This window comes from Microcoleus sp. F10-B2, from assembly GCF_036704965.1.
Taxonomy (GTDB): Bacteria; Cyanobacteriota; Cyanobacteriia; order Cyanobacteriales; family Microcoleaceae; genus Microcoleus.
In genome coordinates this window covers 58,572-69,796 of record NZ_JAUBTB010000039.1, presented here as the reverse complement: position 1 = coordinate 69,796, position 11,225 = coordinate 58,572, and the positions used below count along the sequence as shown (strand labels likewise).

The window sequence follows — 11,225 nt, the reverse complement described above, 5'->3', positions numbered from 1 at the left end:
GTTCTATCATGTAGCGCAGGGCGAAAAATTTTGGCTCATATCATACTTTTAACCATTTACAAAACCGGGATGCTCCCTCGCACGGATGAGTCCGGGGCTGGCGATCGGAAGGCGCAGCTTTTTCAAAAGTAAATGGATGAATCCGGATGCTTGTGACCAAATTGCTTGATTGTCAAATAATAGTTGAAAAACATCTGGGAAAAATTACAGTTAATTCTGTCCCTAGCCAGGGTGCAGGCTTTGCGATCGCTATCTTTGTCAAATAATAAAATACAATGGAAGGGAATGGAAGGTTTTAATTTAACTGTTGTATAATCAAGGGTCAACCAGTTATGGATGCGATCGCAAATTTGTCAGGTTATCAGATTACAGAGCAACTTTATGCAGGTACACGTACCCTAGTCTATCGAGGCATCCGTACCCGTGACCAATACCCAGTCGTCGTCAAACTGCTGCGAAACGAATACCCGACCTTCAACGAACTCGTCCATTTTCGCAACCAATATACCATTGCCAAAAATCTCGACTTCCCTCACATCGTCAAACCCCTGACCCTGGAAGTATACCAAAATAGCTATGCCTTAGTAATGGATGACTTTGGCGGAGTCTCGCTATCTACTTATCTCAAAACAGCAACAAATCACACCCAACCATCTCAAGCTTTACCTTTAGCAGAATTTCTCCAACTCGCCATACAACTAACAGACATTATTCACTATCTATACCAAAACCGAGTCATTCACAAAGATATTAAACCCGCTAATATTCTCATTAATCCAGACACCCAAGAAATTCAACTAATTGACTTTAGCATCGCTTCCCTACTGCCGAGAGAAACCCAAGAAATCCAGAACCCTAATATCTTAGAAGGAACATTAGCCTATCTATCCCCCGAACAAACAGGACGGATGAATCGAGGCATTGACTATCGCAGTGACTTTTATTCCCTGGGTGTGACCTTTTATGAATTGTTAACAGGACAGTTGCCATTTATCTCTGATGACCCGATGAAATTGGTGCACTGTCATCTCGCCAAAGAGTCGATACCGATCCATCAAATTAATCCACAGATACCCCTAATTTTAGCGAAAATTGTCAGTAAGCTGATGGCAAAAAATGCCGAAAAACGCTATCAAAGTGCATTAGGACTCAAGCACGATTTAGAGATTTGTTTACTTCAGTTACAAAAAACAGCCAAGATAGAATCTTTTGAACTCGGAAAGCGAGATATTAGCGATCGCTTTACTATCCCCGAAAAGCTCTACGGTAGAGAAAAAGAAGTCGATCGACTATTAGCTGCCTTTGAGCGAGTCAGCCTGGGAACAACGGAAATGATGCTAGTAGCAGGTTTTTCGGGAATTGGGAAAACCGCCGTTGTCAATGAAGTTCATAAACCCATTGTCCGCCAGCGCGGTTATTTTATCAAAGGCAAATACGATCAATTTCAGCGCAACATTCCCTTCAGTGCCTTTGTGCAAGCCTTCCGCGACTTAATGGGTCAATTGCTATCAGAATCGGATACCCAACTGCAAACATGGAAAACCCAGATTTTAGCAGCAGTGGGAGACAGCGGACAAGTATTGATTGACGTGATTCCTGAGTTAGAAGGCCTAATTGGCGCTCAACTTCCTGCAACAGAATTGTCAGCAAGTGCCGCCCAAAATCGCTTTAATCTGCTAATGCAGAAGTTTGTGCAAGTTTTCACGAGCAAAGAACATCCTTTAGTGATATTTTTGGATGACTTGCAATGGGCGGATTCAGCCTCCCTGAATTTGCTACAGTTATTGATGATGGATACAGGGTATTTATTAGTATTGGGGGCCTATCGAGATAATGAAGTTTCCCCCGTGCATCCATTTATTTTAACAGTGGATGAGATAGTTAAAAGCGGGGCAACAGTGAATACGATTACTTTGCAAGCGTTAAGCGAACCAGATATGAATTTGTTGGTGGCGGATACGCTGAATAGCGAATCATCCCTTGCCCAACCTTTGACAACATTAGTCTATCAAAAAACTCAGGGAAATCCTTTTTTTGCCACTCAGTTTCTCAAGGTCTTACATGACGATCAGCTAATTAGCTTTAATTGGGATATTCGGCATTGGCAGTGTGACATTGCCCAAGTCAAAGCCTTAGCTATCACTGATGATGTCGTTGAATTCATGGCATTGCAATTGCAGAAGTTGCCCCGAGAAACTCAGGATGTTCTCACATTAGCTGCTTGTATAGGATCGCAGTTTGATTTGAATACCTTAGTAATTGTCAGTGAGAAATCTACTGGAATGACGGCTACGGCTTTATGGAAAGCATTGCAGGAAGGTTTGGTAATTCCCACGAGCAAAATCTATAAGTTCTTTACAGAATCGGAGAGTGATGAAGTTTTCAAGGCTTCAGCTAATCCAACTTATCGATTTTTACACGATCGCGTCCAACAATCTGCTTATTTCCTCATTCCTGATGATAAAAAGCAAGCAACTCATCTCCAAATCGGACAATTGTTACTACAAAATTCCTCAGACATAGAGCAAGATGAAAAACTATTTGAGATTGTCAGGCACTTAAATCAGGGTAAAGATTTAATCACTGAACCAAGCGAGCGCCAAAAATTAGCCGAATTAAACCTAGTGACAGGGCGGAAAGCCAAAACTTCTAACGCTTATGCTGCCGCAACTGTCTATTTACAAACGGCGATGGGGTTACTGACGACAGAGTGTTGGCAAAATCAGTATGAATTGACTCTCAATATTTACATCGATACTGCCGAAGCTGAATATTTAAACCTAAAATTTGAGGAATCATTAAAATTAGCTGAATTGGCGCTGACCGCCGCAAAGAATCTACTCGAACAGGTGAAAGTTTATGAATTAAAAATGCAAATTCATATAGCTCAGCAAATAGAAATGATCGCGGCAGTAGATATTGGGTTAGAAGTGTTAGAAAAACTATCAATTTCTTTACTAACAATAGACTTGGACAATGAGTTGATAATTGATTTACCAAATCTTGACGATTTAGATAATTTGCCACTGATGACAGATCCATATAAGATCGCAGCCATGCAAATTTTAAGAACCCTCTGTACTCCTGTATTTGTAGCAAGACCAGAGATTTTTCCGCAATTAATCATCACCATGATTAATTTGTGTCTTAAATATGGAGATTCAGCACAATCATCTTTTGCCTACGGTTTTTACGGGTTATTATTAGTAGGTTTAGGTCAATTAGATAGAGGTTATCATGCAGGTTTAATTGCGTTAAAATTATTAGATAAGTTTAACGCTAAAGAACTAAAAGCCAAAGTTTATAACTTGTTTAATGCCAATATTCGCACTTGGAAAGAACCCGCAAAAAACAGTGTCGAGCCTTTGCGAGAAGGCCTACAAGCAGGGCTAGAAGTAGGTGACTTTGAATGGGGTGGATATTGTGCTGCAAATTTGTGTAGTTACTTATTTTTTACGGAAGACCACTTAGGATATGCCGTCCAGCAACAAGAATTTTATGGTTATTTTTGTATTAACTTTAAACAAGAAAGTTCTACCCATTTCTCGCAAGTATGGCGACAATTAGGTTTAAATTTACAGGGTCAAGCCGCAGATGCCCTATTATTGAGCGGTAAAAGCTTTGATGAAGAGAAAACTTTGCCCCGCATTATTGCCGCTAAATCGGGAATAGTTTTATTTATGTTTTATCTGGCTAAAACTATTCTATGTTACTTGTTGGGCGATAGTAGTCAAGCCTTAAAAAATGTGGGACTAGCACAGGAGCAATCCGGCTCAGCTTTTGGTTTTATGCAAGTCATAGTTCTCAATTTTTACCATTCGCTAACATTGTTAAATCGCTATACTGAAGTCACGGTGAATGAACAAGAAACATATTTATCTCAAGTCAATATTAATCAGGAAAAAATGAAATTTTGGGTGGAGAATGCGTCAGAAGGAAATCAGCATAAATATGAATTAATTGAAGCCGAAAAAGCGCGAGTATTAGCGATTAACTGGCAAGCAGCAGAGTTATACGATCGCGCCATCATTGCAGCAAAACAACAAGGCTACATCCAAGAAGAAGCACTTGCCAATGAACTGGCGGCAAAGTTTTTTCTGGAATGGGGGAAAGAACGCCTCGCCCGTAACTATATGATCGAGGCTTACTATATCTACAGTCGTTGGGGAGCTAAGGCTAAAGTAGACGATCTGGAAAAACGTTATTCCCAACTCCTCGCACCCATCCTTCAGTCAGATCGATCCTTTGCTTCCCTCAAAGGAAGTATCACATTAGGAACGATTACTTCTACTCACTCTTCCAGCAGCAACTCTGAATTTCTAGATTTGCCTACTCTGATCCAAGCCTCTCAAGCTATTTCAGGGGAGATTGAACTAGATAAACTCTTGGCTACTCTATTAAAAATAGTGATGACAAATGCTGGGGCAACCCGGTGTGTGTTATTGCTTAAACAAGATATTGAGTTACAGGTAGTAGCCCTTGTCGTAGAGGGGCAGGAACCGCAACTATTACCATCAATACCGCTAGAATCTAGTCAGGATGTAGCGATTAGTTTGGTCAATACTGTCAAGCGGAGTTTGAAACCGCTGGTACTTGCCGATGCGAGGGTAAATCCTCAGTTTGCTGGAGATATTTATATTGAACAGCACCAGCCTAAAAGTGTGCTTTGCAGTCCAATTGTTAATCAAGGTAAGTTGATTGGAATTCTGTATCTGGAAAATAACCTGACGGTTGGCGCATTTACGAGCGATCGGGTTGAGGTGCTGAATTTGCTTTGCTCTCAAGCCGCTATCTCCCTGCAAAATGCCTGCCTCTATCAACAGGCGCAACAAGCTTTTGATAACCTAAAACAAGCTCAATTGCAAATTGTCCAAAGTGAAAAGATGTCCGCGCTGGGAAATCTAGTCGCTGGTGTGGCTCACGAAATCAACAATCCGGTTGGTTTCTTAAATGGTAATATTCAACCGGCATTGGATTATGTTCAGGATTTGTTTGGCTTGCTCGATTTGTATCAACAAAAGTACCCTCAACCCGATGCAGATATTCAAGAGGAAATTAAAACAATCGATCTCGACTATATTCGGGAAGATTTACCGAAGTTGGTGACCTCTATGCGTGAAGGTGTGAAGCGGATTAAAGATATTAGCACTAGCCTCAGAACTTTTTCCCGTGCCGATAGCGATCGCCCTGTTGCTTGTAATATCCATGATGGCATCAACAGTACCTTGATGATCCTCAAACACCGTCTCAAAGCTTCAGATACTCGCCCGGAGATTCAAGTTATTAAGACATACGGGGATTTGCCTTTAGTTGAGTGTTATGCCGGCCAGCTCAATCAAGTTTTTATGAATCTGTTGGCGAATGCGATCGATGCCCTGGATGAATCAAATACTGGACGGAGCTTTGCAGAGATTAAAGCGACTCCTAATAAAATTATTATCGAGACAGAATTATCGGGCGATCGGCAGCAAGTTGTGATTCGTATCAAAGACAATGGGGTTGGGATTAATGAGGCGGTGCGAGAGAAGATTTTTGAGGATTTATTTACGACGAAGGAAGTCGGTAAAGGCACAGGGTTGGGATTGGCGATCGCGCGTCAAATTATCGTCGAAAAACATAGCGGTTCCCTGAACGTCTACTCAACACTAGGTCAAGGAACAGAATTTATTATCACCTTACCCATCAAGACAGAATAAAAAAGTTAATTTCCCCTATCATTCAGACTCATTTAATTACTCGCGCTCAATTATCAAACAACAATCGCCATGAATAATACCAACAAAAAAGCTAAATCTTACCCAATATTTAAAATTACCAACTATCAAATTGTCGAAACAGTTTATTCAGGAAGTCGCACCTTAGTATATCGAGCCATCCGTACCAATGACCAACTACCTGTTGCGATCAAACTGCTGAAAAGTGACTATCCTAGCTTCAGCGAACTGGTGCAGTTTCGCAATCAGTACACCATTGCTAAAAACCTTCATCACCCTGGAATCATCCAAACATATAGTCTCGAACCATATCGAAATGGTTATGCGTTAGTCATGGAAGAATTTGGGGGAATTTCTCTTCAGGAATGGGCACTGAAAGGGGAAAACGCACTGTCTTTGAGGGAATTTTTACAGATAGCGATCGCGCTGTGCAATACCTTAGATATATTGTATCGCGAGCGCATTATTCATAAAGACATCAAACCCAGTAATATCTTAATTAATCCCGAAACCAAAGAAGTCAAATTAATCGACTTTAGTATTGCCTCTCTCCTCCCACGGGAAACACAAACTTTGATGAATCCCAATGTCTTAGAAGGGACGCTTGCGTACATTTCTCCAGAACAAACAGGCCGAATGAATCGGGGAATTGACTATCGGACTGACTTTTATTCTTTAGGAGTCACTTTTTATGAATTACTGGCAGGAGAAGTACCATTTCTATCCAACGATCCAATAGAAATAATCCATTCTCATATTGCTAAAGCATCACCCTTAGTCCATGAAATTAATTTAGAAATTCCCCCTGTACTTTCAGAAATTGTCAATAAATTGATGGCAAAAAATGCGGAAGACCGCTATCAAAGTGCAGTCGGGATGAAATTTGATTTAGAAAAATGTTTAACTCAACTTCAAGACAACGGTCGGATTGAATCCTTTGAAATTGGGTGTAGGGATGTCAGCGATCGCTTCCTCATCCCCGACAAACTTTATGGACGAGAAACCGAAGTAGAAACGCTCATAAAAGCCTTTGAAAGAGTCAGCGAAGGTGTAACAGAAATGATGCTCGTTGCGGGGTTTTCAGGAATTGGAAAAACCGCAGTGGTTAACGAAGTTCATAAACCCATTGTGCGGCAACGGGGTTATTTTATTAAAGGGAAATATGACCAATTTCAGCGCAACATTCCCTTCAGCGCCTTTGTGCAAGCATTCCGCGATTTAATGGGGCAATTGCTATCCGAATCAGATTGGCAATTAGAAACATGGAAAAGCCAGATATTAACCGCAGTAGGAGACAACGGACAAGTCTTAATTGACGTACTTCCTGAATTAGAAAACATCATCGGTAAACAGCCAGCCGCCCTTGAATTATCAGGAACAGCAGCCCAAAATCGCTTTAATCTCCTGTTTCAAAAATTTGTGCAAGTCTTTACCAGTAAAGAACATCCGTTAGTCATGTTTTTAGATGACTTGCAATGGGCAGATTCAGCATCACTGAACTTGATTAAATTATTGATGCAAGATGGGGGGTATCTATTAATATTAGGTGCGTATCGAGATAATGAAGTCTCCCCCGTACATCCATTGATTTTAACAGTGAATGAAATTGTCAAAACTGGGGCAACGGTGAATACAATTACTTTACCACCATTAAGGGAAGCTGATATGAATCAGTTAGTGGCAGATACACTGAATTGTGAATCATCCCTAGCCCACCCTTTAACAAAATTGGTCTATCAAAAAACTCAAGGTAATCCTTTTTTTGCGACCCAGTTTCTCAAAGCTTTACATGATGACAAGTTAATTAGCTTTGATGGCGAGATTCAATATTGGCAATGCGATATTGCCCAAGTGAAGGGCTTAGCAATTACTGATGATGTCGTTGAATTCATGGCATTGCAATTACAAAAATTGCCCCGAGAAACTCAGGATAGTCTCAAACTAGGGGCTTGTATTGGGTCGCAGTTTGATTTGAATACCTTAGCAATTGTCAGTGAGAAATCACCAGACAGTACCGCAACAGCTTTATGGAAAGCTTTGCAGGAAGGTTTGGTAATTCCTACTACCGAAATCTATAAGTTCTTTACCCTATCTGATAGTGAGGAAGTTTTCAATGCTTCCGCTAATCCGACTTATCGATTTTTACACGATCGCGTCCAACAAGCGGCTTATTCATTGATTCCTGACGAGCAAAAACAGCAGACCCATTACCATATTGGGCAACTACTCCAACAAAACTTATCAGAGATAGAAAAAGAGGAAAAGTTGTTTGATATTGTCGGGCATTTGAATTTAGGAATTGAGTTCATCACTCAAGCAGACGAACGGGAAGCCTTAGCCAGATTGAACTTAGCAGCCGGACAGAAAGCCAGAAATTCTACAGCCTATGCAGGCGCCAGAAGTTTTGTGAAAACAGGGCTGGAGTTACTCACTGAAAACTGTTGGGAAACTCAGTATGAATTAACCCTGAATCTTTATGTGGCTGCGGCTGAAACTGCCTACTTAAATGCCGATTTTAATGGCATGGAAGAAATAGCAGCCCAGGTTTTGCGATCGGCCAAAACAATACTAGATAAAGTCAAAATATTTGAGATTCAAATCAACGCACTGACAACTCAGAGTCAGATGTTAGAAGCGATCGCGATCGGCACTAATGCGCTAGCACAATTGGGGATTGAACTCCCCTATGAAACTGACGAAGCCTTGACACGCATTGCATTACAAAACCTTGCCAACCAACTGGAGGGCAAACAGATTGAGGAACTGGTTAACCTTCCCGTGATGAGCGATCCTCGGACAATCGCGGCGATGCAATTGTTAGGCATCTTGTTTCCGGCTATTTTTATGGGAAATCCTGCTTTGCAGCCTCTGCTTTGTGCCACAATGGTCAGCCTATCACTTCAATTTGGCAATGCACCAGCATCAACAATCGGGTATGTGGGTTATGGCATTGTGCTGTCTGGTTTTTTGTCAGAAGTAGAAAAAGGTTATCACTTTGGGCGAGTAGCACTCAGCTTACTCAATCAGTTGAATTGGCCAGAATTTAAATGTATCACTTTACTTTGGTTTGGCTGTTTTATTCAGCATCGTCAAGAACCACTGAGGGCAGCAATCCCAACGGCGAAAGAAGGCTATTTAGTCGGAATGGAAACAGGTGATTTTCTCAATGCTGGCTACTGCGTCAGCAGTTATTTATATAATAATTTTTTTTCGGGAGTAGAGCTTGATGATTGGCACGCAGAAATAGAAAATTACTGTGTTGTCTTAGCGACTGTGAAGCAATATTCTCCTCTGGTTTACGTGAATATGGCACAACAGGCGGTGCATAACTTGAGGGAAATTGTCAATCAACCGGATTTGTTAATCGGTCAGGCTTATGATGAAATCGTGATGTTTCCTCAGCACAATCAGAATAGTGAGCTTACTGCACTCGCTCTTGCCTATAACTACAAACTAATGCTTGCGTATATCTTTGGCAACTACACCAACGCCCTAGACTACATTGCCCAAGCAAGCCTCTATTTGAGGGTAGCGGCAGCAATGATTCATACTCCCGTTTTCCATTTCTATGCCGGGTTAACCTACTTGGCACTCTGCTCTACGCAGTCAGAAATTGAGCAAGCTAACACTCTTGCTTTGGCAGAAACCCATCAAACCACTCTGGCTGAATGGGCACACCAGGCCCCGATGAATCACCAACATAAAGTTGACTTAGTAGAAGCAGAAAAATGCCGGGTTTTAGGCAAGAATTATGAAGCTGGAGATTGGTACGATCGCGCTATTTCAGGAGCCAAAGAAAATGGTTATATCCAAGAAGAAGGTTTGGCCAACGAACTAGCTGCAAAATTCTACTTAGATTGGGGGAAAGAAAAAATTGCACAATCTTACATGATTGAGGCCTATTACTGTTATTCCCGCTGGGATGCAAAGGCTAAAGTAGCTTATTTAGAACAACACTATCCACAACTACTGAAAGCTATTCTCCAACCTGCTAAATTTGTGATTACATCTGGGAAAACCATCAACCCGACCTGCATGGGAAGCCTAGCTAGCATCAGTAGTACCGAGAATTTATGGTTAGATTTTCCAGCAGTAATGATGGCGGCACAAGCCATTTCACAAGAAATTGAATTAGAGAAACTGTTAGCCACTTTGATGCAGATTATGCTTGCGAATAGCGGAGCACAAATCGGTTGTTTAGTGCTTCGCCAAGACCGACAATGGTTAGTCGTCGCTCAAGCCGCACACAAGCAGACAAAAATATTAGAAATTCCTCTGGAACAATATCAGGAAATTCCTCAGGGTTTGATTTATGCGGTGGCACGAACTCAAGCGACGGCTGTTTTTGACAACTTAAGTACAGCCGACCAATTTGCAGGCGATCGCTATATTATCGCTCATCAACCTAAATCAGTTTTATGTACTCCAATTATGCGGCAAGGAAAACTCGTCGGTATTGTGTACTTAGAAAATAACTTAACACTGGGAGCATTTACTAATGAGCGAGTAGAAATTATTCAGATACTCGCAGCTCAAGCGGCGATCTCTATTGATAATGCTCGTTTATATAAACAAATAGAGAACTATTCCCAAAGCTTAGAAGCAGAAGTAGCGCAAAAAACAGAAGATTTAAGCCAAAAAGCTTTTGATTTAGAGCAAGCATTTAAAAACTTACAACACACCCAAGCACAATTAATTCAGAGCGAAAAAATGTCATCTCTCGGTCAACTGGTAGCTGGGATTGCTCACGAAATCAACAATCCAGTAACATTTATTCGCAGTAATCTTGCACATACAGAGCATTATGTCAAAGATTTGCTTGTTTTACTTAATATTTATCAACAAGAGTATCCCGACCCCAGTGGAGTAATTCAAGCGAAAATAGAAGAAATGGATTTAGAATTTATCTGGCAAGATTTAATTAAAATTCTGGAATCTATGAAAGCAGGGAGCGATCGCATTAGCCAAATTATCCTGAGTTTGCGTAACTTTTCCCGTTTAGATGAAGCCGACATGAAAGCAGTAGATTTACATACCGGAATTGAAAGCACTTTGCTAATTTTGCAAACTCGCTTAAGACAGAGCGATGGTAAATCAGAAATACAAGTTATGAAAGAGTATGGAAATCTGCCCAAGGTCATTTGTTATGCTAGTGAGATCAATCAAGTATTTCTGAGTATTATCAGTAACGCTATTGATGCTCTTGAATCAATTAATAAAACAGAGAAAAATCCTGCCATCACGATTCAGACTGAAGTCATAAAAAAAGACAGGGTTAGAATTAAAATCACTGATAATGGTGTCGGTATCCCGGCGAGTATTCAATCCAGAATATTCGATCCATTTTTTACAACTAAACCAGTGGGTAGCGGTACAGGTTTGGGTTTATCTGTTAGCTATGGTATTGTCAAAAAACATGGCGGTAAATTAACCTGTAATTCTAGAGTTGGAGAGGGTACAGAGTTAGCGATCGAGATTCCCATCAGCTATATTAGAGCCTAAAGAAGCATC

Annotated in this window: 2 protein-coding genes; both read left to right on the top strand. The window is 40.9% G+C overall.

Annotated features, from left to right (window positions below; genetic code table 11):
- Nucleotides 1-332 precede the first annotated feature (332 nt).
- Complete coding sequence (locus tag QUA99_RS16765) at nt 333-5,696, top strand: AAA family ATPase (protein WP_333238842.1); 5,364 nt, start codon at nt 333-335, stop codon at nt 5,694-5,696.
- Nucleotides 5,697-5,765: 69 nt separating this feature from the next.
- On the top strand, nt 5,766-11,216 hold the full coding sequence (locus QUA99_RS16760; protein ID WP_333238839.1) for an AAA family ATPase: 5,451 nt from the start codon (nt 5,766-5,768) through the stop codon (nt 11,214-11,216).
- The last annotated feature ends 9 nt before the right edge of the window (nt 11,217-11,225 follow it).